Source organism: Peribacillus sp. FSL K6-5616, assembly GCF_038008245.1.
Lineage (GTDB): Bacteria > Bacillota > Bacilli > Bacillales > DSM-1321 > Peribacillus > Peribacillus frigoritolerans.
In genome coordinates this window covers 1,914,537-1,938,740 of sequence record NZ_JBBOYT010000001.1, presented here as the reverse complement: position 1 = coordinate 1,938,740, position 24,204 = coordinate 1,914,537, and the positions used below count along the sequence as shown (strand labels likewise).

The window sequence follows — 24,204 nt, the reverse complement described above, 5'->3', positions numbered from 1 at the left end:
ACTCGATAAATATTACAATTCAGATTTGTGATTGAATAAATTTTGAGTATTTTGTCTTTGTATACAGTTAATCAAAATTTTTGCTGGCTAATCGTGAATATTATAAGATATGTGTGGGGTTATCTCCTAGGAGGCGAAATTTATGGAGACAGTAAAAAAGAACTTGTTGTTAATACCAATCATTTTGTCGGTTATCAATGTTATCTGCCTTGCTTCATTCCTTATTGGACTTAGTGTTATGAACCACCCAATTTCAAGCATTTTAACTGATTTAGGGTTGTTATGCCCATTGATCGCAACTTTATCATTCTTCTATTTAGTGATTAAAGTCAAAAAGCATTCCGCATTAAAGTACTTTCATTTCGTAAATGCGGTTACATTTCTTGTCCCCATATGTATTCTTACGTTTCTTATACTTCGATTCTTAAACGATTGGGATATTTACTTTTAAAATGACTGCTATTTTTTCATTTATACAAAAAAAGCCCTCATAGGGCTTTTTTGCTAAGCTAATTTTAAGCATAATAGTTCTATTCCATTTCAAATATCATCCAAATAGTTTTGCAAAGGTATTTTCACCGGCGATGCCGTCTGCAGAAAATCCATTGGCCCTTTGAAATGCCTTCACAGCTATTTCCGTTCCGCTTCCAAAGATACCATCCATGCCATGTGGATTATGTCCTTCCAAATAAAGTGCAGCTTGAAGGATATAGGTGATATTCCCTTCCGCCCCTTCCCTAACATTAGGTGAAGCCGCTTTTGTTTGGGGTCCCCATATTCCATCAACCTTAATCTTTGCACCATATTGTTTATTCAATTCGGTTTGAAAACCCTTGATCAGGGCTTTTTTAGTATTGGGACCATAATATCCATCAACATCTATTTTTGAACTATATCTGCTATTTAATGTCCTCTGAATTGACTTGATAGTTTGATTGCCGCTGTCCTTTGCTGGTGTATCTTTTACAATGACTTCAGATTCGACTTGTGTAGCTGGTGGAGTGGTTCCATTCACTTTTGATATCAGTCTAGGCTTTGTTCCCGCATTTAACTGAGAATAAGTCAGTCCGCCCGTCATATCCAAGTGCGGATAATCTTTAAAGTTTGACCAATCCCCGCCCCATGCAAAGCCCAAGGATTTACCAATAGCCGCTACACGTCTCCATTTTGCATCAACTGTCCATTTGGCATTCTTTCCATCATCGCTGACGATGAAATAATCAATGGCTAGTCCATAGTTATGATAAGATTGACCTGGCTTCGCGTTGGTCACTCTCGGTTTCGATAAATCACTATAGTTTTTACCATCGTATATATAACCTAGGCGACCTTGACCATATAGCTTTGCTTGCTCTTCCATAGACCGATAACCTGCGCTGATTTGCACGAAAATGCTTTCTTGGTATGCCCGTTTAACCATTTCCAAGGCTGATTCTTTTACGACTGGATGAATTCCGCTGCCCATATTCTTTTCTGAACGATCCAATAAAGTTTCTAATTTAACCGTCAATTCAATCACCTCCTAATATGTTATGGTGCTAATTAGGAAATGCTTGTACACCTACCTTGACGTTACAAAAAAATCGCCCTTTTTATGTGAGTCTAGTAAGCTTTCATCGTTCTAAAATAAAAAAGGCACAACCCCTAATGGAATTGTGCTTTTTTATATTGGCTGTTTTCGCATACTTAGTTCCTATTTACCAAGTAGTGCGGTGTGGTTGATTTCCCCTCCAGATGCTCGCTTTCCGCGGGGCGGGCGGTGAGCCTCCTCGGCGTAAACGCCTGTGGGGTCTCACCTGTCCCGCTACTCCCGCAGGAGTCTCGCACTTCCGCTCCAACCTTAAATAGTTTCGTTTTAAAAACAACAATCTTTACGAAAAGAGCCTTTATATTATAGTGACTTATTTTGATCTTCTTGATCTTTTCCAATGACTTTTATCAATTCATCCAGCTTTTCATTTCTTTCTTGATCTAATCTTGTCTTTGCATTGATGAATTTTATGATCTTAATTATGAAATAAACACTTAAAAAAATAAGTCCCAAATAAAACAAAATCGGTATGATTGCAAAAAGCCCTATTAAACTGCTGGCTTGGTCCATGAATAATCCCTCCCAAATGTAAAATATAGTATTATTATACAGGAAAAACAAAGAAGGCGTCCGATATCGATTTATTATTCAATTAATTTGCTTAAAAAAACTGAAGCTAGCTTTTAATTGTTCCAATTAGTCATTAGATAGGGTAAAACAATATTCAAGGATTTGGGTCAGAAAAAGGGAGATGTTTAAGTTACCCATACAAAAACCCTTTATCTATTAAAATATAATATCATGACCATATTTTTCTTAGCGATCTAATCAGAAAATGCCTCGTATTTCTTTTATACATGATCCCTTTTTATAATAAGGCTTTCCATATCAAGGAACCTTGTCGACCTTTTCCGGGTATTAGAGGTTCGTGTATACGTAAGACCAAGAGTTTCCAAAAGTCTTGAAACTCCACCAAATGTATACCACTATCCTCATTCCTGTTCAAGCTCAGACAATTTTCAGCTAAAGTGTAATTCTTTAATTCGAATAAGGTTAGTGTTAACATATAGTAAATATATCTTCCAATGAAGGAGCCAATCATGAATTCCAATATTTTATTGCGTAATAATGTAAAGATTAGAGGAAGAGGTACACGACCAATGATATTTGCACCAGGTTTTGGTTGTGATCAAAATGTATGGCAATCAGTTGCAAAAGATTTCGAAGATGAATACCATATTATTCTATTTGACTATGTTGGGTCAGGTAATTCAGATATACAGGCATATAATGTGGAAAGATACAGTACTCTTGATGGGTATGCACAAGACGTACTTGATGTTTGTTCCGCATTAGACCTAAAAGATGCTATATTTGTTGGACACTCTGTTGGATGTGTGATAGGCATGCTGGCATCAATTAAACATCCTGAATATTTTTCTAAACTTGTCCTGGTTGGTCCTTCCCCTTGCTACCTGAATCTCCCTAATGATTATTACGGGGGATTCGAGAAAGAACAACTTTTAGGATTGATTGATATGATGGACAAAAATTACATAGGCTGGGCAACCGCTTTTGCGGGAACGGTCATGAGTAATCCAGATCGCCCAGGGCTTAAACGGGATTTAGAGAATCGTTTTTGTTCTACTGATCCCATTATCGCAAGACAATTTGCGGAGGTTACCTTTTTTGCAGACAACCGTAAAGACTTAGCGAAAGTAAAAGTACCATCACTCATTTTGCAATGTTCCAATGATGTTATTGCACCGTCAGCAGTAGGTGAATATATTCATAAGCATCTTCCTGATAGTACATTGAAAATGATGAAAGCAACAGGACACTGTCCACATATGAGTCATCCTGAAGAGACGATATTCTTAATTAGACAGTTTTTGGATGAATTTCCGACAAACGATTTATAGATAGAGATGGGTGTGAATTTTTGTGAATGAACAACTAAATGAGGCACCCTGCGGATATTTAACTTTATCAGAAGAAGATGATATTTTATCCGTTAATCAAACCTTACTTAAATTATTGGGGTATAATCTCGATCAATTGCAAGGGCAGCCTATTAATTTTATCCTTTCGGCTTCAGCTATACTCTTTCATCAGCTTTATCTGGTTCCTCTGATTAAGTTAGAAAATCAGATTGAGGAAATATATATATCCTTAAAGTCTGTAGATGATGAAGAAATACCTATGTTACTCAACGCTGTTCAAAGAGAGCGAGATGGAAGAACCATTATTGAGTGTGTGGTGATTCCAATGCGAAAAAGAAACGAATTAGAAAATGAGCTTCTTATAGCGAAAAAAGAGGCAGAGACCGCACTAAATGCTAGGAATAAGGCTTATGCTGATTTAGAGATTGCTCATGAAACGATGAAAATGCAAAAGAATAAGCTGATTGAATTGAACGAAAAAAATGAAAAATATAAAGTAGATACAGAAAGAGAACTGGGTCTTGCCAAAAAAATCCAACAGACACTATTACCAGTTCCTATTATTAATGAACATCTTGAAATTCAAGCGTATTATAAAGGATCCAATCAATTATCGGGTGATATATATGGTTTTTACCAAATTGACGCCAAACGGTATGGCCTTATCCTACTTGATGTGATGGGGCACGGGCTTTCTTCTGCCCTAATAACCATGTCCCTACATTCCATATTTGAAAGATTAATTTTAAAAGGTTCAGAAGTGAAAACGGTGATGAAGGAATTAGATGACCATCTCCATTCTTTATTCAAAAACACAAGTAAATCTTCTCATTACTGCACTGCCGTCTACCTTTTAATCGATACTGATAAGAGAGAAATTAATTATATCAATGCCGGCCATCCATCCGTTCTTTTACAGGATATAAACGGAAAACAATATGAGTTGCGTTCTAATCGGCCACCACTCGGGATGTTTGAAGATATAATTTTTAAAACAAATACCCTTACATACAATAAGGAAAGTATGCTATGCCTTTATACAGATGGAGTTGAAGAACCTATAGGTTCAGACCGTTTATGCTCATTGTTAAAGACCTATTCTGCTGCCCCTTTATCTACACTTAAGGAAGAAGTTATACAATCGCTTAGATATGAAGAGGACACTCTCCAACGTAAAGATGACCAATGTCTTATTTTAGTTAAACTAAAATAAAAAATCAGGGTTGTGCCATCTGCTACATAAACTAATCCAAGTTACTGTTCAATTTCTTGGGAGTTCGTATAGTGGATACTATGTTCGAAACGCCCTTCTATTTAGGGATTAACTTTAGTTCAATGAACTTTAATTTTCTATGTCCCATGCTTAAAAACACTCAGCCATAATGGTTGAGTGTTTTTTTCATCTTTATATATTTCAGCGCTATTCCACTAATATATACCACGCATGCCCAAATAAAAAAGGCAGCCACTAGGCCTGCCTCTGTTGAACAACTTATATCCAGTCATTCATTTAGTGATTAATAAAAACGGCGCCTGTTTTTTTTGCATTTGCACTTACATTTACAACGCTTTCCAGGAAACCATACTGTACTTGGGTCATTGTTCTCAAAACATTTTTCTTCATAACAACAATTTATCTCCATCCTAACACCCTCCTTACTATTGTATATGCATGGACTGATGGAAGGTGTGGACAAGTTGCTAAAAGTTTAGACTGAATGCAAATCAATTCATCTTCCATGATTCTGGACAATTTCCAATGTATGTGGAAGCAAACTGAAATCTCCCCAAGTTTTATGGCCAGGAATACAATCTTCGCATCATTATAAACATACATTAAATTCTTCATCGTATTGGCCAAGCTTCCAGGTTAGCTTCATCAATGATTCCAGAATTCTTTTGTTCAAGCTCGAATATCATATCACCAAATAATAAAGCCATTCGCACCGACCTTATTACCTTGGATTTCCGTATATGTTGTATGAACCCATACATCCTTCTTTATTTGAGTTAATATTATTGATCCATCTTCACTCGTTAATACCGTTGTTTTTGATTTGGTCACATGAGCTGAAGCCGGCGTGGGAAATGTTTAGTAATAAAAAACAAAAACTTGCTAACACGATTATAAAAATCCTTTTTTTAACTTTTTCATATAATTCTTCCTTTCTAAACTATATTTATAGATTTATATGCACTTCCAAATTTCAGTTCAAATATATGATTTCTCAACGATTAAACCATAATATAGTTATGTAAACAAATATTCTTCATAATTTTAAAAAGAGTCAATCGGAAAACCTCAATATCAAGTATTTAACGACGCATGCGGAAAATGATAACGCGAACCGAGCAATTTTATCCCTCTTCTTAAGATGCGGCATCCGGTTGAATGAGTTATTCACCTTTAGCTACTAGACTTGGTTTGCGAAGAAAAAAGCAATACTAGCAGGGATGACGGTTTAGTTCACGGAGTTTAGCAATCTGGCAAAAGTTATTGACAATGATTATCATTCCTATTAATATGTTGATGTAGTCATTGAAAATGAATATCATTATTAATTAGACATTTTTTGGTATATTTTTAACCTACATTATAAACAGTAAGGAGAAAATCAAAATGAAAAAGCTATTCATACCCTTCCTGCTCTTGTTCGTACTTATTCTTAGTGCCTGTGGGAACAACGAGAAAGCGAACGAAAATAATGATTCCAAGACAAAACCAGAAACAATTACATATCAATCAGAAACTGGTCCTGTTGAGATTCCTAAAAACCCAAAAAGAATAATTGCTCTCTCCAATGGACCTAATGTATTGGCTTTGGAAGGTAATATTGTTGGAATAGATCAATGGACTAATATGAATCCCCTTTTTCAAGATAGACTAAAGGGAGTGGAAGTCGTTTCAGAAGATGATCTGGAGAAAATCATTGAACTGGAACCAGACCTAATCATAGCGGGATCCGAGATGAAAAATATCGGAAAGCTAAATGAAATTGCTCCGACTGTTGTATTCACTTGGGGAAAATTAGATTATTTATCACAGCAGATAGAAATCGGAAAACTTTTAAACAAAGAAAAGGAAGCAAAAGAATGGGTTAAAGATTTCGAAACGCGTGCAGAAACAGCAGGAAATGCAATACGTGCAAAAATTGGTGAAGATGCAACCGTTTCTGTCATTGAAAATGATGCTAAAGAGTTTTATGTATTTGGAAATAATTATGCACGCGGAACAGAAATATTGTATCAAGCAATGGACTTGAAAATGCCTGAAAAAGTAAAAGAAAAGGCACTTAAATCCGGCATTTATGTCCTCTCATCTGAAGTGCTTCCTGAATATACTGGAGATTATATTATCTTTAGTAAAAACCCGGACGTAGTTAATTCATTTGTGGAGACCGAAACATGGAAAAATATACCTGCAGTTAAGAACGATCGTATATTTGAAATAAATAGTAAAGCATCCACTTACAGTGATCCAATCACTCTAGAGCATCTTCTGGAATTTTTCGAAAAATCATTTCTTAACAAATAGTATGCAAAGAAGGAATTCTTTAAATGAGAATTCCTTCTTTTATGTGTTTTATACTTGTATCTTCGAAAAAACAAAAAGCACTTTTGCCTAAAAGGCAATCAAGTGCTAAATATAACTGATATTCATATCAACAATGAAAAGGCCTAAACTTTACCGTTAAGGTCATACAAAAAAACAAGCTTTTCTTATCCTCCATTATTCTTTCTTGAGGTATTCTTCTAAAATACTCTTATCATATTCAGTTTCAGGTAAAAGACCCAAACGATTATATTCCCAAATAACCCTTCTTTCGTGATCATCTGCATCTGATAGATCTTCATAATCATAGTCAACCTTAAATTTTCCTGTACTTTCTAAAGTAAAAGTTAAATTGGTCCATTGTTCTTGATTATTATCTTTAAATTCATCTGATAATTCTTTTAAAACCTTCATTAACCTCCGCCATGTATCTCTATACTCTATTCTACTAATACTATGTAATTCAGGGATATCGTGACTATATATGAGTTTATCATTAATATTAGACTGATAGAAAAAGAACGCAGTCCCTGTCCCCTCATTAACTTCTCCATACAAAATTACTTTACTCCATTCTTCTGGAATCATCTCATTTACAGTTTGAGCTATTTTCTGATAATATTCATTTAGTTTTGATTCATTCATTTTTTATCCCCCCTGCTCTATTTTCAATTTTTCTTAACATTCCCAGGTTCACCTAATAAGTATTGTTAAGTAAAAAAACCTTCTCCCTTAGCAAGAAGGTCTATTTTATGTTGTTAGAACAACGGTAAACTACCCCTTTTTATATAATTATAGTTTTCAATATTATGGTTTAATGAGTAGTTTTCCAATAAGTATTTTTTTACATTATTTAGACTTTCAATATTAAAATAACCAGATTCAATTGCATTTTCACCTAATATTCTTAACGTTTCATCATCAATCACTTCAATCACTTGAGGAACAAAGTCTCTTTTTTCCTTTTTATATGCTTGATAAGTTGTATAAGAAACAGCATCTAAAACTGAATACATGCATATTGTTTTTGTACATCTTTTTCTTTATTTGCAAACTCAGCTACATCTACAAAATCTTCGCTATCTATGTAGTTACACAAATCATCCGCATCGATTTTTTCTCCTTCAAGCCATTTCCAACAGGAATCTAGAGCTTCTCTACCAGTTTTATATCCGGGTTCGTCCATACTAATTATGTTATACATATTTTCAGCTATTACCAATCCTATTGCAACCTTAGCGGCTGCGTTTAGATTATTGATAAAATCCATAACTATCATTCCCTCTTTCTGCTACTGAATCTATTTGTCTAGTTGGCTACACTTTACCCGTACCCTTAGAAACACTCTCCCCTGAAACACCCTCTACTTTTCTATCCTTCACCGTGAATCTCTGATAGGCTTCCTTAATTGTCTGCTTTTCCATCACAACTTGGGGAAGGCTTGGTCCTCCTGCGAGGGATACTTGTTCCACACTTATACGTTTAGGAATTTCTTTTTTACAGATTTCTTCACCTATATTTTTTAACGTGGTTTTTCCTGATCTCGCGATGTCTGTTATTGTAGCCTGAACCTTCTGAACCTGCTTTTGCGCAAATTCCTTGCTGTAAGGGACGAACTTTGTACCACTTGCCACTTTATCAGCGACTTTGGCCGCCCAGCCACACCGCCGATTCCAAGTGCCATTAACAGGCCGTTCTGGCGCTGTTCCTCGGTTAGCTGGTTGCCGAACATGTCTTTGCCTGTGGCCGCTTCACCGAGGCCGTTGGCTGCGAGGAGCCCGTATATCCCGTATTCGGTTTTCTGGAGGAGGCTAAAGCCTTTTGTCGTTTTATAGGCATCTAGTTCGTGGTTCGCTGGACAGCTTGCGCCCTGTTACTGGATCGACTCCGTTATTTGATTTGATTGCTTTACTTTTCATGTCACTTTATCCAACCACTTGCGTACACTCCCAACCCGATTTTAATCCATATATGTGATTACTTTAACCTTAAAACAATTAAAGCAAAAAAGCCTTGAAAGGCAAAAGCCAATCAAGGTCTTATTTACAAATTCCTTTGTTTCACATCTTCGAACCATATATCAAAGATATCATCAGGCAATAGTTCGTCATCATTAGAATATACTAAATCATATTTGTATTGACCTTTTAAACTGTTTTGTTTCACATTATAATGTAATTTTATCTCAGTAGGCATTTCTTTATTAAACTCTTCACACTTTTTATGGATAAGTTTCAAATTTTCATTCCCGATTCTTAAAGTAGCCTTTTGTCTTTCTCTTGAAACATCATACACTACATTATGTTGACCCTCAGAGTTTTTTATTGCTTCATTTAATTGATGTTTATGAACAATCTTTCCGTTGATTTTGTAGAAAACATCAAAAACATACATTTTTGGTTCATAAGAACAATATATATATATGTCATCTGCTTTATTATCGACATACTCTAAACAAATGGCCACCATATCTGATTGGTACTCTGAAAAGTAATCTTCAAATACCTTTTCCATAGCTATACCTCCTAATTCTCTATACTAATGAATCTCACACGTCCATCTATTTCATATTCTATATCGAAACCACTCGGTCTCATTTTATCCCCATCATAATTAACTTTAACATTGACGGAAACAAATTTACCTTCTTTTATAGCTGTAGCCCATTGATTTTCTAACTTCTTGTATTTACTCAAATTTACACTACTCGATTGAGATACAAGATTATCTAAATCAGGAGAACCTCCAAATCTATCAGCAGCTAAATGTCCAGCATGATCTCCGGCTTCTTTTCCTGGCGTATTAGATTTATGTGGTAATCTACTTGCTCTTTCTGTTAATTTTAAGTCATCTGCATTAAACTCTTTAAGCCTCCCCATGTTGTCTGTCTCATATAAATACTCATATTCTCCTGCTTGATACTTAACATTTGGTTTTAACGTTCTATCTTTATGCATATGACTACCGTCCCTAATGATACCATCTGGAACCTGACTTGTTTTATTACCCGTACCCTTAGGAACACTCTCCCCTGAAACACCCTCTACTTTGCTATCCTTCACCGTAAATTTCTGATAGGCTTCCTTAATTGTCTGCTTTTCCATCATAACTTGGCGAAGGGTTTGTCCTCCTGCAAGGGATACTTGTTCCATACTTATCCGTTTAGGGATTTCTTTTTTACCGATTTCTTCACCTATATTTTTTAACGTGGTTTTTCCTGATCTCGCTATGTCTGTTATTGTAGCTTGAACCTTCTGAACCTGCTTTTGCGCAAATTCCTTGCTGTAAGGGACGAACTTTGTACCATTCGCTACTTTATCGGCGACTTTGGCCGCACCTGCCACACCGCCGATGCCTAGTGCCATCAACAGTCCGTTCTGGCGCTGTTCCTCGGTTAGCTGGTTGCCGAACATGTCTTTGCCTGTGGCCGCTTCACCGAGGCCGTTGGCTGCGAGGAGCCCGTATATCCCGTATTCGGTTTTCTGGAGGAGGCTAAAGCCTTTTGTCGTTTTATAGGCATCGAGCGCGTGGTCCGCTGCGTTGAGTCCTTTGGCCGTTTTGTATAGGGCGCTTCCGCCTTTGATGGCCCGGCCGGCCCAGCCGACGACGGGGATGAATCCAGCGGCGGCCATGGCGCCGGCGGCGATTCGTTCGGCATCGGACAGCTTGCGGCCCGTTACTGGATCGACTCCGGTTGAGGCCCTGATAGAATCATAATATCCCGTGAATTCCCCTGTAAAGGTTTTTGTCGTATCCCAGGCCTTTTCGTACCATGGGCGGTTTTCGAGTTCTTCCATTTCCTGTTCGATTTTCCGGGCTTCGGCTTGCTGCTTTTTGAAGGTTTGATAGTCTTTCATCTGACCGGCGACTTCATCCTTCACTTGATAGACGTCACTGCTCTTGAATGCCGATTGATCGAACGTCATCGGCGAAACGTTGCCGTCCTGTTTGGTGGCATCAAGCAAGGCACGGAAGAGGCCAACGGCCACGTTTTCCTGCCCGACGGACACATCATATTCCTCGACCAATTGCCGGTCGACATTCTCGACCTTTGTCACGGTGTCATCCAGCCTATGCCCGGCCAGCGTGATTTTTTCATTAAAGTCCTTTTGATCGAACATATCAAGAGGCAGGATATCATCAATGCTGTTCAGGATTCTTTGGAGATCGTTCGCTTGTTCATCGACAAGCGATTTCGCTTGGTTGATGCCGTTCGTCACTTCGCCATCTAAAAAGGGAACCTCGACCACCGTATTTCCGGAGAGGTCCGCCTCTTCCAGACTGGCCGGTATGCCTTCCAAAAAACTGATTTGGGTCGTGAATAGTTCCATCCAGGCGTCCGCCACCTCGATTTGCGCTTCATAGAAGCTTTTGATGGCGGTAGCACCAGCTCCCTGAAACTCGTTATCCAGGCCGACAATGCCCTGAAATTCCTTTTTCAGGGCTGCGACTTCCTTCTTTAGGTCTTCATATTGCTTGGCACGCGACTGGGTTGCGGCCGTCAATGTCTCGGCTTCATATATTTTCATCTCACAGGATACCCATGTGAAGACGTATGAGCGATGGCTTCATCCTGTTCTTTTAATAAGTCAATGTTGGCACGGGTATCTTCCACATTTTTCTGGACGATTTTGATATATTGCTCGAAGACCTTCTCCAGGTTCGTTTCCCGATCGATCCATTTCGAAGTGAATTCCAATTTATTGTTGCCAAGCTCGCCTGCCGGCAAATTTCCAAGCGTGACTGTACCAAGTGCCGTCTTCACTTGATCGACTTGCTTCATTACGGCAGGATGATTCAGTTTGATTGTCGTCATTAAAACAACCGCCTTTTTAAATCGGATATTTTACTTTCCAGCTGCTCAAATGCCTCTTCTCCTTTGTTCAAAAGGGAGTCGGCTTCTTGGGCTATATTCCCCGCTATGCTCAGAAGTGTATTCTCGGCATTCAGCTTTGTAATCATCGCCTCGATTTTCCATTGGTAATCATCATAATCATCATGAATGATACTGAACATCACATTATAGGCATCATGACGGGCATCCTGAAAGTGATCCGAACGGTTCCCTGTCCAGCTGCCACCAAGCTCAGGGTCTTTTATTTTCCTAATCTCGTTAAGACACATGCTCTGCTCTTTTATAATATCGTTTTTCGCATTTTCTAATCGATCAATTTTCACATTTAAATCAGCTTTTTTACTGGAGATAGCAGAGTGTATATTACTCAAAATATCTGCATATACCATGAAACTCACCTCAGAAACAGTATAATCCTACACTAAATGTCATATTTTCCTATTTAATATTATAAGGATTATAGTCCGAGAGTTAAATAGGGATAAATATGCTATTTTATCAGTTAAAAGAGAAGATTGGCATAAAAAAGTTCCTACATACCATATTCTTTATACCCGGCATTTTACCAATTTTAAACAAGTAAACCCTTTGAATTCTCTATATAAATTTCCGACACTTCATTCAAACTGTCCTTGACTGTATCTATGCAGCAAGTCATCCCGAACAAATTCCCTGCAAGAGGAAGATAAATGTGACCGCTCGGGATGTATTAAATCACCAAAAGGCAAATCACCGACAAATTTAACTTCACCTTCAAAGTCCTGTCCGGATTCAGCATCAAAACCGATGAACTTCACAAAGCAAGTTTTGTGTCCGGTTTTCATAAAATCAATTACTGTTAACACATGATTATGTATATCATTCATACTTTTTCCTCCAACCATGAAATCATTAAGTAAAAATATTTTTTTCTAGCATTCCGATTAAAACAATTATGGTTTAGATCGCTAAGGTGTAAAACATTGGAAATAGGCACTCCTGCTTTCCATGAATTACTTTATTTTTCTATGTATTTTGTTCAATCTTTTGCTGAAGTTACATGAACTGATTTCTTCATTCATTTATGTTTTTTGTTCGTTTCCAAGCATGTTTATGATTTCCCATTACTTCCACCGAAGGTCAGTCTGGGAGCCTCGATGACCTTCCCTCTTCTATATAGATTTATAACCTGCTATAATCTAAGGATTGGAGGTGTGAGAAATGAAAGAAATCATCCAGATATTAGCTGAAATCGTCAATAATCTTCACGATTTCATCCTATTCTTTGTAAGTGACACATTAAATTCAAATGCAACGGACAAAGATTTGCATTTTTGGATAATGGGAATCATCGGTATCATCATATTTTTGTTCGTGTTATTTTTATCTAATTTAATTGCCCGGATGCGTTTTGGTATAACGATACTCTCTTTCCTTTATACCTTTACAGTCATGGTTGTTTTAGTATTTGCCATTGAGATACAGCAAGCCCTTACCAGCAGAGGAAATATGGAGTTTCAAGATGCGGCGATAGGCCTATGGGGGTTCATCGTATTTTTCATGGTTTTTGCTGTACTATCATCCTTATTCCTATTGGTGAAGAATTTTTTCAAGCAATCAAAATAAAGGTAACGATAGGTCACCTTGCTTAAAACATTCCTAATGCCTTTCAATAACTGGAAATTTGGGTTTTGTATTGGCGGGAATGATAAATTCTCTGTAGAATTATCTTAAATCGAAAGCAAGGTTACAGAGAAGCAAATATGATTCGGGGAATTACTTCGATTCATTTTCATTGAATAAATCAATGCTGAACAGATTAAAAGAATCGTCGTCATTAATACGTTCCTGATCATTTCCTGTTATATCAGGACTATTTTCCCTGCGGCGGCGATTTACTTCCCTTAATTCCGCTTCCAGAAATTCTGCTTGTTCGTGGGAAAGCTTGATCGTGATTTCATTATTTTGATCATCTGCAGCTTTCAAGAGGACATAGCTATCCGCAGCATTACGTAAAGTCACATTGCTTACTGTTAAGTTCATGTTCGCTAGTTCATATCTTGCCTTCATAATGTAAAAAGAACCTCCATCGGAAAATACCGGATAAAATAAAGTATATTAAATATACTCTACTTCAAGATATTTAAATATACAAATTCTTTGTTTGGAAAAGCCTTGAAACCTAAGAAAGCTACCTCCTTAAAGATTTCCGACAATAAAAAATTGGTGTGCCGCATCATAAAAGATTCGTTCTTGAATAAGGGTACAGAAGGGGTTCTTCACTTGAAACTCCAGAAGTTCTGGAACCAATTTAGCAATTGAATGCGAAATCGTCCCTTTCTTAAAAAATACTTGAATGAATTCGGATTGACTATAAACAATGGAACCCTCCATTAGTGGAAAGGTTCCATTTATTTTTATACTTCCTTCTCGATCGCTCTAGTAATATGGTATGGACCCATGCCTTTATTTGAAGTAATGACGGTTCTCAATCGCTTTGCCGGATATACCGCAGAATTGAAACTTACCCCCGGGTCATACCCCATAAGGTGGTATTTGAAAATCGCGTCATTTTTTTTACGGATCCATATACCATAGCCATAGTATTCCCCTTCATCTTCTGTAGCAATATGGGTTTCCAATAAGAGATTGGTATATTCTTGATTCAGTAACTGATTGGAAAATAACCCATCCCAAAACCTGAACATATCTGATGTGGTAATATACGCCCCTCCATCCGCACTGCCTTTGATGGGAAGGGAATAAACGTTGGTTCTCCATGCTCCATTTTCTTCGTCTATGTACCCTAATGCAGTATTTTTAGGTAGCTGATCCATGGAAAAATAACCGGAATTTTTCATATCACAAGGCAGAAAGATGTTCTTGTCGATATATTCGGTAAATTCAAGTCCGGTTAGTTCCTCAACAATCAATCCTAATAAAATATAGCCTGCATTATTGTAATGAAACCTTTCCCCGGGTTGAAACATCATCACCTCATCTTGAAACATTGGCAGTAAATCTTTTAATCCTTTTACATGGTACATCGGATTATTCTTCCATAGCTCCTCAAAATCATCCATCACTTCTTCATCAAAGTAATCAGGGATGCCCGAAGTGTGTGTTAAGAGGTGATGTATGGTCACATTTTGATTGAAATTAGGAAACATGATCCGAACACAGTCTTTAAGCTTAGAATCGAACCTAAGTTTTCCTTTTTGTATTAACTGGCAAATGGCTATCGCGGTAAACAGTTTACAACCGGAAGCAATACCGAATCTTGTTTCGGTCGTATTCATGATTTCATCCGCCCGATTGGAATAGCCATGTGCTGAACTATGGATCAAATCATCTCCCGCTTTCACACTGATTACACCCGAGAATTCAATTTCCTTGCTCGTTGCTTCAATATTCCTGGATATATCCATATGTAAGAGTCCCCCTTTGCCGGTAAAATTTTCATTACTGATGTATTGGCCAAGGTGCTTGTTTGGTCTTGCAAAAAAAACCCGCATCTTATGTGATGCGGGATAACTTATCTTAGTTTTCACTCGTTATTTCCACCAAGTATCATAAACATTAATGGCTTCATTGCGTTTATGTTCGGTTTTAGTATACCATCCTTCGATGATTTCAGCTGCTTCCGTTCTGATTTCCTTGCCTTCAAGATAATCATCGATTTCATCATAGCTAACGCCTAAAGCCACTTCATCAGGAAGTAACGGTTTGTCATCTTCTAAATCGGCCGTTGGTATTTTCGTATAAAGGCGCTCAGGAGCACCGACGAATTTCAGGATTTCTTTTCCTTGCCTTTTATTTAAGCGGTATAAAGGAATGATATCCGCTGCACCGTCACCATGTTTCGTAAAGAAACCTGTGATCGCTTCAGCTGCATGGTCCGTACCAAGCACAACGCCTTTATACAGCCCGGCTAAATCATATTGCACCTTCATTCGCTCTCGTGCTTTAACATTTCCCCTTAAGAAATTCGATAGCTTTTCAGAAACTGCTTCTTCCACAGCTTTGACAGATGCATCCACCGCTTCCTTGATGTTGACTGTAACCGTTTGGCTTGGCTTAATGAATTTTAAAGCCAGCTGCCTATCATCTTCATCTGCCTGTACTCCATATGGCAAGCTTACAGCAACAAACTTATAGTCGCTGCCATTCGTTTCTTCATTTAATTCATTGACAGCGGTTTGGGCAATATAGCCCACCAGTGTTGAATCTTGACCTCCGGAAATTCCAAGTACAAAGCTTTTCAGAAACGTATTTTTCTTCATATACCCTTTTAATAGATCAACACTTTTCCTGAATTCGGCTTCGGGATCGATCGTTGGCTGGACAAGTAATTTTTTTACGATTTCTTTTTGTAATGGACGCATTGGCATTTCCCCGCTTTCTAATAAAATAGATTGGTCATTTCGTTAGCATTCTTTCAACTTTGGCTTTAACTTCATCTATATTCCTCATTTTATTATCCCAACAATCCTGGCTTAGATCTACCGGATATTCTTCAGGATTAAGTGCACGAAGGTACTCCGGCCATAATACTTGGAGATTTTTTTGCGTGAAGGCCTTGATCTCATCTATGGTCGGCAATTCATAAATCAAACTTCCATCCTTGAAAATATCCACATGCAGATCAACCGCATCGAAATCCGTGACGAATTTACTTAGGAATGTATGGACAGGATGAAACATTTTTAATTTTTCCTGTTCCTGCGGCTTCTCATATTCCATCGCCAAATAATCACCTTCAGCATGATGGTTCACTTTATTGATGATTCGATATACTCGTTTTAAGCCAGGTGTCGTAACCTTTTCAGGGTTAGAAGAAATTTTGATGGTATCTCTCATATTCCCATCTTCGCCCTCTATTGAAACCATTTTATAAACAGCACCCAGCGCTGGCTGGTCATAAGCCGTAATCAATTTGGTTCCGATGCCCCAAATGTCAATTCTTGCTCCTTGTTGTTTCAGATTGATGATTGTATATTCATCAAGGTCATTGGAAGCGACAATCTTCGCATCATGGAACCCTGCAGCATCAAGCATACGTCTTGCTTCTTTTGATAAGTAAGCTAAATCACCACTGTCAAGGCGGACGCCAATGAAATTGATTTTATCACCCAATTCCTTGGCAACACGGATTGCATTTGGGATGCCAGAACGCAATGTATCATACGTATCAACCAAGAATACACAGTCTTTATGGGAAACGGCATATTTATGAAAAGCCGTATATTCATCTTTATAAGCTTGGATCATGGAATGTGCATGCGTCCCTGAAACAGGAATGCCGAACAGCTTTCCAGCCCGTACATTACTAGTGGAATCAAAGCCAGCAATATAGGCCGCTCTCGCTCCCCAAATTGCGGCATCCATTTCTTGGGCCCGCCTTGAACCGAATTCTAGGGCAGATTCTTCTCCGATGACCTGCTTGATGCGTGATGCCTTTGTTGCCACGAGTGTGTGATAGTTCACAATGTTAAGCAACGCAGTTTCTATGAGTTGAGCCTCACCAAGCGGTGCTTCCACCCGTAATATCGGTTCATTGCCGAAGACGAGTTCCCCCTCTTTCATGCAGCGGATCTCTCCCGTGAAACGGATGTTCTTCAAATATTTCAAAAATTCTTCATCATAGTGCAGATCATTTTTTAAATAGTCGATATCACTTTCCGAGAAGGAAAAGTTTTGAAGGTAATGGACAATTTTTTCAAGTCCTGCAAAAATCGCATATCCGCTATTAAATGGAAGCTTTCTGAAAAATATCTCGAAAACTGCCTTGCGGTTATGTGTTTTGTCCTGCCAATAAGTTTGGGCCATATTAATTTGGTATAGGTCAGTGTGTAATGCGTAACTGTCATCGTTGTATTTTTTTTCCATGGATAGTTCCTCCCAAAAGAGAAGCATTCGCTTCCCTTCTATTCTGTTGCTTGAATCGAAATTATAGAATGGTTGCTCCAAGAGATCCTTTAAAATGTCCAAGCGCCCAATGATGACCGGCATCATTGAACGAGGCCACTGCATGTTCATATACAAAAATTTTATAGCCTAAATTATAAGCGTCGATTGCCGTATGCAAAATACAAATATCTGTACAAACTCCGACTAAATATACATCGGTAATGTGACGTTCCCGCAGGCGGATATCAAGGTCCGTTCCTGCAAAGGCCGAATAACGTGTTTTATCTATATAATGAACATTCTTTTGATTTTTATTTGTTTCATATTCCTCTTTTAACGCCCCATATAGGTCTCTACCCATTGTACCGCTAATATTATGCGGTGGAAACAAATTCGATTCGGGATGTAAGCGGTCTCCTTCTTCATGTAAATCAATCGCGAATACCGTATATTCGCCTTGTTTGATAAACTCCTTGGTTATGCTGACAAGTTCCTTCTCGATATCCTGACCTGGCTTCCCGCAGGTCAATGAACCCCCGTCTGCCACGAAATCATACGTATAATCTATATTGATCAATGCCTTTTTTCCCATATCACCAATTCCCCCTTAATAGTAAATAGAGTCCATGACAACCTCTGCATTAAACCGGTAAAGCTGTGAAGGCCGATACGAATTACGTTTCGTTTTCTTTTGCATTCCCTTTTCATCCAATACTTTCTCCAAAAACGGAAGTTTCGGGGCTTTTGCATAAAAAAGTGAGTCTGCACTGATTTTTGCATCATCTCTGGCTGTCAGCAAAACCCGTTGCAGTTCAGAAAGTGTAAATTCATCCGGCAGGAATTTTTGGGCTATCGTCGTTTGCACCATTTCTTTTTTCAATACATTCATCGCATCGTTAATAATTGTATAATGATCAAATGCAAGATCTAATTGTAAGGCTTCCTGAATCGTGAACAATTCAACCTCAGCTGCGTCGTCATTCGCTTTTCTTTGATGAAGAAACTCTTCCTGGACAATTGCATAAAAAGCATTGGATATGATCCATCCCCTGGGATCGCGCCCTGGGCGGTCATAAACCCCGAAATGCTTGACATGGAATCCAGCTACGCCCGTTTCTTCTTTCAATTCTCGTTTAGCTGCTTCATAGGCAGTCTCGGCAGCATTGACAAAGCCTCCGGGTAAAGCCCATTTATCTCCTTCAACATTGGGGCTTCCTTCCTTATCTTTTGAGGCACGTTTGATTAATAATAGCTTCAAAAACATTTCTGGCGGGGCTTTCTCTGCCGTTTTCTTCGTAGTAATAGTAAAAATCGCAATATCTGCTGTGTATCCATCTGGAGTAATATATTTCCTTTTTTCCTGCTGAGCCATGGCAACTCTCACTTTCTTTCACTAAGTATGGAATTAAGTAATTAGTAAATCTTTAATTACTAATTATAGTACTCTTCCTTGTGTGATTTAGCAACTCTAAATCAGAAAAATTTTCTAATTATTTAAATAACCATTCATTTTATTCCATGAAAAAAAGCCCAGTCATGATGAACTGGGCTTTTTTATTGAACACTTTATACGGGATAGACCCCATGCTTACGATCGGTAAATGTCAATTGCTTACTGCTATACGCTTCAAAGCGCGCGCTCAATTCATCACGCAGGTCATTCGGCTGGATGATGCCATCAACGATCATTTCAGAGGCTAAGCGGTAAATATCGATATCTTCATTATACTCATTGCGCTTCTGTTCGATGAATTTAGGGCGCTCTTCTGGTTCCATCGCATTGATTTTATTGGCATAGACTGCATTGACCGCAGCTTCAGCACCCATGACCGCTATCAATGCCGTCGGTAAGGCAAGAACGCAGTCCGGTTCAAAAGCGGGACCGGCCATCGCGTATAGTCCGGCACCATAAGCTTTACGGACGATAACGGAAATCTTGGGAACAGTGGCTTCACTCATGGCCGAGATCATTTTCGCACCATGGCGAATGATTCCTGCCCGTTCGACCTTCGTCCCAATCATGAATCCTGGAATATCCACCAGGAACAACAGCGGTATATGGAAAGCATCACATAAGTTGATGAACTTGGCAGCCTTATCAGCTGAATCATGGAACAGGACGCCGCCCTTGACTCGCGGCTGATTGGCTATGATCCCTATCGTTTGTCCATTCAGCCTTGCAAGCCCAGTGATTAATTCAGGGGCAAATAGCTTTTTGATTTCACAAAATGATTGCCTGTCTATAACCCTATCGATCAGGTCGTACATATTGAAGGCTGCATTCTGATTTTTTGGAATCAGTTCTTCCAAAGTTTTTTCGAAATTCGCAGGCAGCTCAGGTTTTACGCTTTTAGGTCTTTCTTGATAATTTCCTGGAAAATAGCTTAAGTACCTGCGCGCAAACGCGATCGATTCTTCCTCCGACTTGACAAGTACATCGCCGCATCCTGAAACGGAACAATGCATTTTCGCCCCGCCCATTTCCTCTTCGCTCACCTTTTCGCCAATGACCATTTCTGCCATTCTCGGTGAACCTAAATACATGGATGCATTGCCATCAACCATTACGACAATATCACAAAAAGCTGGAATATATGCGCCGCCGGCGGCAGACGGACCGAACAATAGACAAATTTGCGGGACTTTTCCTGATAGCTTCACTTGGTTGTAAAAGATGCGGCCAGCTCCGCGGCGGCCCGGAAACATTTCTACTTGATCCGTAATTCGTGCCCCGGCAGAATCGACTAAATAAAGAAGGGGCAGCTGTAACTTTTCGGCTGTTTCCTGAATGCGAATGATTTTCTCGACGGTCCTTGCTCCCCAGGATCCAGCTTTTACAGTCGAATCATTGGCCATGACACAGACCCTTTGACCATTGATTTTTCCGATGCCCGTAACCACACCATCAGCAGGCAGACCAACACTTGCACAATTGGCAAAGAAAGCGTCCTCTATTTCTACCCCTTCATCGAAAAGCAGCTCTAGACGTTCACGTACGAAAAGCTTTCCTTTTTCAGCGTTTTTTTGATGATACTTTTCTAAACCGCCTTTTTTAATCGTTTCAACCGTTTCGGTTAGTTTATCCGTCGTTACCATCCCTGTTCCTCCTTCAAAGAAATCATTGGCCTCTATATACCGGTTTGCGTTTTTCCTTGAATGCTGACAGACCCTCCAGTCGGTCAAGGGTTTTTAAAGTTGTCTGATAGCAGTCATTTTCAATTTGCAATCCTGTTTTCAAGTCAGTCTCAGCCCCTTGATTGATCGCCGCTTTTGCAGCCCTTAGTGCTAATGGGGCATTGACCGCAATCTCCTTAGCCAATTTTTTCGCTTCCTCAAGTAATTGTTGGGGTGAATATACATGACTGATGATTTTCAAGGCATGCGCCGTTTTTGCATCCAATCTCCTTGCCGTATAAATCAGTTCTTTCGCTGTCGGCATTCCGACTATCCGGGGCAGTCGCTGTGTACCGCCTGCACCAGGGATGATGCCTAATGACGTTTCAGTCAGCCCCACCTTTGCCGTATCCGATGCGATACGTATGTCACAAGCGAGTGCCAATTCCAGCCCACCGCCAAAAGCCGAACCGTTAATCGCGGCGATGACCGGTACTGGAAGGTTTTCTACAGTCGTAATCGTGTCTCCGATCAACTTGACTGTCTCCTTGACTTTATCATCATTCATACCCGCTCTTTCCTTAAGATCCGCACCTGCACAAAACGCCTTTTCACCTGCTCCGGTTATAATGACTGTTCGTAAATTGGAATCTCTCTTCAATTCATCCAGCCCTTCGACTAAGCAATGAAGCAATTCTGTGGATAAAGCATTAGCAGCATCCGGCCGATTCAAGGTCACGAGGGCAATTCCCTTTTCTTCATACCTTATATCAACTAATGAAGTCATACCTTCACCTCGATTTCGCTTATTGTGCGTTATTTACAGCCATCTGATGGCTAGGCAATGGTTTTTCCAAAAAGCTTTGAACCATGGCCGCAGCCTTCATAAGCTTTTCGGGATTGATTCCTGTGTGAATCCCCATTTTATGTAGCATATGAACCAGGTCATCCGTAGCCACATTTCCGCTCGCGCCTGGTGCATACGGGCATCCCCCTAAACCTCCGAGCGAAGAGTCGAAAGTGTCAATACCATAATTCAGTGATTCAAGAATATTTGCGAGTGCCATTCCCCTTGTATCATGAAAATGGAGGGCAATTTGGCTCATATCATATCTTTTTACAGCCTGTTCAAGGAACAGTGCAACCTGCCTTGGAGACGCGACCCCAATGGTATCACCCAATGAGACTTCGTCGATGCCATATTCAAAAAGTTGATCACAAACACGGAAAACCTGATCAGTCGAAACTTCCCCTTCATACGGACAGCCGAAAACGGTTGAAACATAGCCCCTGACCGTTTTCCCGCTATTTGCTGCTGTCCTGATGACATCCTTCAATATTGGAAAGGTATCGGAAATCGACTTATTGATATTTTTTAGATTATGCGTTTCACTAGATGACATGAACACGGAAATATCATCGATATTGGCTGCAAGGGCCGACTCCAGACCCCTTTGATTCGGTACAAGGGCCGCATAAGTGATACCAGGCTTGCGCTTTATTCCCTTAGCCACCAGGGCGGCATCACTCAATTGGGGAATCCACTTTGGGTGTACGAAAGAAGTCACTTCTATATAAGATAATCCTGTATCAGAGAGCTGATCGATCCACTCCATTTTGCTTTGTGCAGGTATTATGACCTTTTCATTTTGCAGCCCGTCACGGGGTCCAACTTCCTTAATTGTCACTTTTTCTGGCCAATTCATCATACCCCTCCGTCCCTTTATTCAATGACGGCCAAAACGTCGCCTTCATTTACGAAATCCCCTTCATTCACTTTTAGTTCTTTAATGGTGCCAGCTTCCTCGGCTGCAATGGGGATTTCCATTTTCATCGATTCCAAGATAATGATATCCTGTCCGTCGGTTACACTTTGCCCCTCATTTGCTACGATTTTCCAAACGCTTCCTGCCATGCTTGCCTTTAATTCTGCCATTTTATTTTCCTCCCGAACATTGTGTTTTAAGTTATACAGTCAATTTTTGAATATATTTCGCAATGAAATCCGTAGTCGTATCTCCTTGGGAAAAAGCTTCATGAGAAATTATTTCCATCAACAAAGGAAGGTTTGTTTTAATTCCTTCTATTTTATAGCATGCCAGCGCTTCTCTTAATCTCTCAATCGCTTTATCCCTTGAGTCGCCGCTCACCACCAATTTGGCGATCATCGGATCATAAAAGTGGGATACGACCGATGTTCCATGAACCGCCAATTCATGACGAATCCCTTCACCTTCCGGAAGTTCCATGGTGGTGATTCTCCCCGGTGCCGGATAAAAGGTTTTCGGATCTTCAGCATAAATGCGCACTTCAATGGAATGTCCGTCCTGTTTAATCTCACTTTGGGTGAAATCCAATTTGTTGCCAGATGCAATTTTAATTTGCTGTTCGACTAAGTCCAGTCCCGTAATTTCTTCAGTGACAGGATGCTCTACCTGAAGGCGTGTATTCATTTCCAGGAAATAAAAGTTTTTATCTGCATCTACTAAAAATTCGAGAGTGCCCGCATTGCTATAACCGATGGATTTTACCGCTTTCACTGCAGCCATTCCCATCCTGTTTCTTGTTTCTTCGTCAAGGAAAGAAGATGGAGCCTCTTCCACGACCTTCTGGTGGCGCCTTTGAACGGAGCATTCCCTTTCCCATAAGTAAACAGCATTCCCAAAGGAATCCGCCAATACCTGAATTTCGATATGACGAGGCTTCTCAATCAATTTTTCTATGAACATATCTCCATTTCCAAAAAATAATTGGGCACGTTTTTGATTCCCTTCGAAGGCTTTGGTTAGTTCATCTTCATTAGCAACGGCTTGCATGCCGATTCCCCCGCCGCCTGCTGCTGCTTTTAACATGACTGGATAGCCAATCTTTTCGGCAACGGCTGCCGCTTCTGCACTATCAATTAACGGACGTGAAAATCCAGGCACCAATGGAAGACCGGCTTGCTCCATCTTTTTCCTCGCCTCGACTTTATTGCCCATTTGCTGGATGATCTCTGGTTTGGGACCAATGAATATCAAGCCGGCTTCTTCGCATGAACGTGCAAAATCTGCATTTTCACTAAGAAAACCATAACCAGGATGAATGGCATCCGCTCCGGTTTCCTTAGCTATTTCCAAAATCTTATTGACGTTTAAATAGCTTTCCTGCACTCTCGGACCACCCAATAAATATGCCTCATCCGCCAATCCCACAAAAGGCGAATCCGAATCTGCTTCCGAATGGACAGCGACAGTAAGTATTCCAAGCTTTTTGCATGTACGAATAATGCGCGATGCTATTTCTCCCCTGTTTGCGATAAGAATTTTTCGAATCATTC

General features: G+C 39.5%; 27 protein-coding genes. 5 read left to right on the top strand and 22 right to left on the bottom strand.

Features of this window, described 5'->3' with window-relative positions:
• Positions 1-142: 142 nt before the first annotated feature.
• A complete protein-coding gene (locus tag MHB45_RS09225) occupies positions 143-451 on the top strand; it encodes a hypothetical protein (RefSeq protein WP_048682452.1) in 309 nt (102 codons plus the stop codon).
• Positions 452-547: 96 nt separating this feature from the next.
• Here MHB45_RS09225 and MHB45_RS09220 read toward each other — a convergent pair whose 3' ends face one another.
• Complete coding sequence (locus MHB45_RS09220; RefSeq protein WP_048682448.1) at positions 548-1,510, bottom strand: peptidoglycan-binding protein; 963 nt, start codon at positions 1,508-1,510, stop codon at positions 548-550.
• A gap of 381 nt (positions 1,511-1,891) precedes the next feature.
• On the bottom strand, positions 1,892-2,101 hold the full coding sequence (locus tag MHB45_RS09215; RefSeq protein ID WP_048678963.1) for a hypothetical protein: 210 nt from the start codon (positions 2,099-2,101) through the stop codon (positions 1,892-1,894).
• A gap of 530 nt (positions 2,102-2,631) precedes the next feature.
• On the opposite strand from MHB45_RS09215, the gene MHB45_RS09210 reads away from it, so the two are divergent.
• The 3 genes from MHB45_RS09210 to MHB45_RS09200 all read left to right on the top strand — a co-directional run bounded on the left by MHB45_RS09210 (position 2,632) and on the right by MHB45_RS09200 (position 7,009).
• Entirely contained in the window at positions 2,632-3,453 is an 822-nt protein-coding gene (locus tag MHB45_RS09210; RefSeq protein WP_048678960.1) for an alpha/beta fold hydrolase, read from the top strand.
• 22 nt (positions 3,454-3,475) lie between these two features.
• Positions 3,476-4,687 (top strand): SpoIIE family protein phosphatase, encoded by a 1,212-nt coding sequence (locus MHB45_RS09205; protein ID WP_048678957.1) that lies wholly within the window; start codon positions 3,476-3,478, stop codon positions 4,685-4,687.
• A gap of 1,407 nt (positions 4,688-6,094) precedes the next feature.
• Entirely contained in the window at positions 6,095-7,009 is a 915-nt protein-coding gene (locus tag MHB45_RS09200; RefSeq protein ID WP_048678955.1) for an iron-hydroxamate ABC transporter substrate-binding protein, read from the top strand.
• A gap of 195 nt (positions 7,010-7,204) precedes the next feature.
• Here MHB45_RS09200 and MHB45_RS09195 read toward each other — a convergent pair whose 3' ends face one another.
• From MHB45_RS09195 to MHB45_RS09160, 9 genes are all read right to left on the bottom strand, one after another.
• Positions 7,205-7,672 (bottom strand): antitoxin YezG family protein, encoded by a 468-nt coding sequence (locus tag MHB45_RS09195; protein WP_048678953.1) that lies wholly within the window; start codon positions 7,670-7,672, stop codon positions 7,205-7,207.
• Positions 7,673-7,785: 113 nt separating this feature from the next.
• Positions 7,786-8,043 (bottom strand): Imm6 family immunity protein, encoded by a 258-nt coding sequence (locus MHB45_RS28275; protein ID WP_373689731.1) that lies wholly within the window; start codon positions 8,041-8,043, stop codon positions 7,786-7,788.
• Positions 8,028-8,297 (bottom strand): Imm6 family immunity protein, encoded by a 270-nt coding sequence (locus MHB45_RS28270; protein WP_373689730.1) that lies wholly within the window; start codon positions 8,295-8,297, stop codon positions 8,028-8,030. The genes MHB45_RS28275 and MHB45_RS28270 overlap by 16 nt, the downstream gene beginning before the upstream one ends.
• Before the next feature lie 46 nt (positions 8,298-8,343).
• Positions 8,344-8,661: a hypothetical protein gene (locus MHB45_RS09185; protein WP_161922536.1), complete on the bottom strand. Its 318-nt coding sequence runs from the start codon at positions 8,659-8,661 to the stop codon at positions 8,344-8,346.
• Between the two features lie 409 nt (positions 8,662-9,070).
• Positions 9,071-9,541 carry a hypothetical protein gene (locus MHB45_RS09180; protein WP_048685322.1) on the bottom strand — a complete coding sequence of 157 codons (471 nt, stop codon included), beginning with the start codon at positions 9,539-9,541 and terminating at the stop codon, positions 9,071-9,073.
• An 11-nt stretch (positions 9,542-9,552) separates the two neighbouring features.
• Positions 9,553-11,556: a T7SS effector LXG polymorphic toxin gene (locus MHB45_RS09175; protein ID WP_161922537.1), complete on the bottom strand. Its 2,004-nt coding sequence runs from the start codon at positions 11,554-11,556 to the stop codon at positions 9,553-9,555.
• Entirely contained in the window at positions 11,553-11,843 is a 291-nt protein-coding gene (locus MHB45_RS09170; protein WP_054395992.1) for a YwqI/YxiC family protein, read from the bottom strand. Before MHB45_RS09170 ends, MHB45_RS09175 begins: the two co-directional genes overlap by 4 nt.
• Positions 11,843-12,271, bottom strand: a complete 429-nt coding sequence (locus MHB45_RS09165) for a DUF5082 family protein (RefSeq protein ID WP_048680710.1) — start codon at positions 12,269-12,271, stop codon at positions 11,843-11,845. The genes MHB45_RS09170 and MHB45_RS09165 overlap by 1 nt, the downstream gene beginning before the upstream one ends.
• A 228-nt stretch (positions 12,272-12,499) precedes the next feature.
• Positions 12,500-12,748 carry a hypothetical protein gene (locus tag MHB45_RS09160; RefSeq protein ID WP_048680708.1) on the bottom strand — a complete coding sequence of 83 codons (249 nt, stop codon included), beginning with the start codon at positions 12,746-12,748 and terminating at the stop codon, positions 12,500-12,502.
• Between the two features lie 334 nt (positions 12,749-13,082).
• Between MHB45_RS09160 and MHB45_RS09155 the strand changes: the two genes are divergently transcribed.
• A complete protein-coding gene (locus tag MHB45_RS09155; RefSeq protein WP_048680706.1) occupies positions 13,083-13,487 on the top strand; it encodes a hypothetical protein in 405 nt (134 codons plus the stop codon).
• A gap of 150 nt (positions 13,488-13,637) precedes the next feature.
• On the opposite strand, the gene MHB45_RS09150 is transcribed toward MHB45_RS09155, so the two are convergent.
• The 11 genes from MHB45_RS09150 to MHB45_RS09100 all read right to left on the bottom strand — a co-directional run bounded on the left by MHB45_RS09150 (position 13,638) and on the right by MHB45_RS09100 (position 24,202).
• A complete protein-coding gene (locus MHB45_RS09150) occupies positions 13,638-13,931 on the bottom strand; it encodes a hypothetical protein (RefSeq protein WP_063593415.1) in 294 nt (97 codons plus the stop codon).
• A 347-nt stretch (positions 13,932-14,278) separates the two neighbouring features.
• Positions 14,279-15,289, bottom strand: a complete 1,011-nt coding sequence (locus tag MHB45_RS09145) for a serine hydrolase domain-containing protein (RefSeq protein WP_072272935.1) — start codon at positions 15,287-15,289, stop codon at positions 14,279-14,281.
• Between the two features lie 126 nt (positions 15,290-15,415).
• Positions 15,416-16,246 (bottom strand): ammonia-dependent NAD(+) synthetase, encoded by an 831-nt coding sequence (gene nadE / locus MHB45_RS09140; RefSeq protein ID WP_048680694.1) that lies wholly within the window; start codon positions 16,244-16,246, stop codon positions 15,416-15,418.
• Positions 16,247-16,280: 34 nt separating this feature from the next.
• Complete coding sequence (locus MHB45_RS09135) at positions 16,281-17,750, bottom strand: nicotinate phosphoribosyltransferase (protein WP_034312208.1); 1,470 nt, start codon at positions 17,748-17,750, stop codon at positions 16,281-16,283.
• A 61-nt stretch (positions 17,751-17,811) separates the two neighbouring features.
• Positions 17,812-18,363: a cysteine hydrolase family protein gene (locus MHB45_RS09130; RefSeq protein ID WP_034312211.1), complete on the bottom strand. Its 552-nt coding sequence runs from the start codon at positions 18,361-18,363 to the stop codon at positions 17,812-17,814.
• A 15-nt stretch (positions 18,364-18,378) separates the two neighbouring features.
• Positions 18,379-19,143: an NUDIX domain-containing protein gene (locus tag MHB45_RS09125; RefSeq protein ID WP_072272934.1), complete on the bottom strand. Its 765-nt coding sequence runs from the start codon at positions 19,141-19,143 to the stop codon at positions 18,379-18,381.
• Between the two features lie 194 nt (positions 19,144-19,337).
• A complete protein-coding gene (locus MHB45_RS09120; RefSeq protein WP_048680689.1) occupies positions 19,338-20,867 on the bottom strand; it encodes an acyl-CoA carboxylase subunit beta in 1,530 nt (509 codons plus the stop codon).
• A 22-nt stretch (positions 20,868-20,889) separates the two neighbouring features.
• On the bottom strand, positions 20,890-21,672 hold the full coding sequence (locus MHB45_RS09115) for an enoyl-CoA hydratase (protein ID WP_048680684.1): 783 nt from the start codon (positions 21,670-21,672) through the stop codon (positions 20,890-20,892).
• A gap of 19 nt (positions 21,673-21,691) precedes the next feature.
• On the bottom strand, positions 21,692-22,594 hold the full coding sequence (locus MHB45_RS09110; protein ID WP_048680681.1) for a hydroxymethylglutaryl-CoA lyase: 903 nt from the start codon (positions 22,592-22,594) through the stop codon (positions 21,692-21,694).
• A gap of 14 nt (positions 22,595-22,608) precedes the next feature.
• On the bottom strand, positions 22,609-22,821 hold the full coding sequence (locus tag MHB45_RS09105; RefSeq protein ID WP_034312225.1) for an acetyl-CoA carboxylase biotin carboxyl carrier protein subunit: 213 nt from the start codon (positions 22,819-22,821) through the stop codon (positions 22,609-22,611).
• 31 nt (positions 22,822-22,852) lie between these two features.
• On the bottom strand, positions 22,853-24,202 hold the full coding sequence (locus tag MHB45_RS09100) for an acetyl-CoA carboxylase biotin carboxylase subunit (protein WP_048680678.1): 1,350 nt from the start codon (positions 24,200-24,202) through the stop codon (positions 22,853-22,855).
• Between the last annotated feature and the right edge of the window lie 2 nt (positions 24,203-24,204).

Coding starts and splice junctions, on each gene's coding strand:
- MHB45_RS28270 (WP_373689730.1), bottom strand. CDS start 8,297: ATGGATTTTATCAATAATCTAAACGCAGCCGCTAAGGTTGCAATAGGA.
- MHB45_RS09130 (WP_034312211.1), bottom strand. CDS start 18,363: ATGGGAAAAAAGGCATTGATCAATATAGATTATACGTATGATTTCGTG.
- MHB45_RS09115 (WP_048680684.1), bottom strand. CDS start 21,672: ATGACTTCATTAGTTGATATAAGGTATGAAGAAAAGGGAATTGCCCTC.
- MHB45_RS09100 (WP_048680678.1), bottom strand. CDS start 24,202: ATGATTCGAAAAATTCTTATCGCAAACAGGGGAGAAATAGCATCGCGC.
- MHB45_RS09125 (WP_072272934.1), bottom strand. CDS start 19,143: ATGGCTCAGCAGGAAAAAAGGAAATATATTACTCCAGATGGATACACA.
- MHB45_RS09210 (WP_048678960.1), top strand. CDS start 2,632: ATGAATTCCAATATTTTATTGCGTAATAATGTAAAGATTAGAGGAAGA.
- MHB45_RS09225 (WP_048682452.1), top strand. CDS start 143: ATGGAGACAGTAAAAAAGAACTTGTTGTTAATACCAATCATTTTGTCG.
- MHB45_RS09160 (WP_048680708.1), bottom strand. CDS start 12,748: ATGAATGATATACATAATCATGTGTTAACAGTAATTGATTTTATGAAA.
- MHB45_RS09145 (WP_072272935.1), bottom strand. CDS start 15,289: ATGGATATATCCAGGAATATTGAAGCAACGAGCAAGGAAATTGAATTC.
- MHB45_RS28275 (WP_373689731.1), bottom strand. CDS start 8,043: ATGTATTCAGTTTTAGATGCTGTTTCTTATACAACTTATCAAGCATAT.
- MHB45_RS09150 (WP_063593415.1), bottom strand. CDS start 13,931: ATGAAGGCAAGATATGAACTAGCGAACATGAACTTAACAGTAAGCAAT.
- MHB45_RS09195 (WP_048678953.1), bottom strand. CDS start 7,672: ATGAATGAATCAAAACTAAATGAATATTATCAGAAAATAGCTCAAACT.
- MHB45_RS09170 (WP_054395992.1), bottom strand. CDS start 11,843: ATGACGACAATCAAACTGAATCATCCTGCCGTAATGAAGCAAGTCGAT.
- MHB45_RS09120 (WP_048680689.1), bottom strand. CDS start 20,867: ATGGTAACGACGGATAAACTAACCGAAACGGTTGAAACGATTAAAAAA.
- nadE (WP_048680694.1), bottom strand. CDS start 16,246: ATGCGTCCATTACAAAAAGAAATCGTAAAAAAATTACTTGTCCAGCCA.
- MHB45_RS09200 (WP_048678955.1), top strand. CDS start 6,095: ATGAAAAAGCTATTCATACCCTTCCTGCTCTTGTTCGTACTTATTCTT.
- MHB45_RS09165 (WP_048680710.1), bottom strand. CDS start 12,271: ATGGTATATGCAGATATTTTGAGTAATATACACTCTGCTATCTCCAGT.
- MHB45_RS09215 (WP_048678963.1), bottom strand. CDS start 2,101: ATGGACCAAGCCAGCAGTTTAATAGGGCTTTTTGCAATCATACCGATT.
- MHB45_RS09180 (WP_048685322.1), bottom strand. CDS start 9,541: ATGGAAAAGGTATTTGAAGATTACTTTTCAGAGTACCAATCAGATATG.
- MHB45_RS09175 (WP_161922537.1), bottom strand. CDS start 11,556: ATGAAAATATATGAAGCCGAGACATTGACGGCCGCAACCCAGTCGCGT.
- MHB45_RS09155 (WP_048680706.1), top strand. CDS start 13,083: ATGAAAGAAATCATCCAGATATTAGCTGAAATCGTCAATAATCTTCAC.
- MHB45_RS09110 (WP_048680681.1), bottom strand. CDS start 22,594: ATGATGAATTGGCCAGAAAAAGTGACAATTAAGGAAGTTGGACCCCGT.
- MHB45_RS09105 (WP_034312225.1), bottom strand. CDS start 22,821: ATGGCAGAATTAAAGGCAAGCATGGCAGGAAGCGTTTGGAAAATCGTA.
- MHB45_RS09135 (WP_034312208.1), bottom strand. CDS start 17,750: ATGGAAAAAAAATACAACGATGACAGTTACGCATTACACACTGACCTA.